1 protein-coding gene is annotated in these 846 nt (G+C 45.9%); it reads right to left on the bottom strand.

What is annotated here, in order from left to right; translation table 11 throughout:
* Nucleotides 1-846: 2-dehydropantoate 2-reductase (gene panE / locus R8O10_RS24495; protein WP_318191855.1), on the bottom strand; the 846-nt coding region annotated here is incomplete at both ends.

Raw genomic sequence — 846 nt, 5'->3', positions numbered from 1 at the left:
CAGCTTTGTTCTATTTGTTTGATGCGTTGGTAAAGTTCTAAATTCTCAGGTGTATTGATGCGATGTTTCTCTGCCGCTTTTAGCAAGTACCCAGTGATAAAATCAATTTCAGTCGGGCGCTGATGAAACACATCTTGCCTCATTGAAGAATAGTTCTCAGACGTTGCCCGCACCACTTGCATAATGGTCTCGAAAAGCACGTCGAACTGCGTCGCAATGTCTTCCTTATTCATCACTTCGACAAGTTCTTTCGTGATGTTTTTCAAGGTGTCTTGAAAATCACCGTGTGCAAGGTCGCCATTTTTACATTGATGCAATGCTGTAAGCGGGTTGATTGCACAGTTTATGGCGAGTTTGGTCCACAACGCAGCATTGATGTTTGGGTTCCAAACGACTTCTGGTAAAGCGTGCTGCATAACATCTTGCAAAAACTGGCATTGAGCGCCAGATGCATTAAAGCCGCCAACTTGAGTGATGCCTTGCCCCGTGTGCATTACGAGTTCTTTATTCGGCTTATAAGCACCATGGGTTGTGGTTGCGATAACGACGGGATTTCCGGATAGCATCTCTTCTACCTGCTCGGCCGTACCCATACCATTGTGCATAAGCATAACAATGGCATCGCGATGAATGTGCTCAATAAGAGGTTTGAGTGCAGTGATCACTTGCCACGCTTTCACCGTGACCAAAATCAAATCCGCTTGTTGTAAAGAGGGAATATGTTGGTTAGGAAACTCCATTGCAGGTGAGTCATCAAGCGTAAGGGAGTGTTGCGGCTCAGACGTTCTGCCCCACACTGATACTTGGTGTCCTGCCAATTGAAATTTTGTTGCCCACAGTGAGCCA

The organism is Vibrio sp. 1727 (assembly GCF_033344415.1).
Lineage (GTDB): Bacteria > Pseudomonadota > Gammaproteobacteria > Enterobacterales > Vibrionaceae > Vibrio > Vibrio alginolyticus.
Note: the sequence above shows the minus strand (reverse complement) of the source record. Positions and strands in the feature narration are given on the sequence as shown.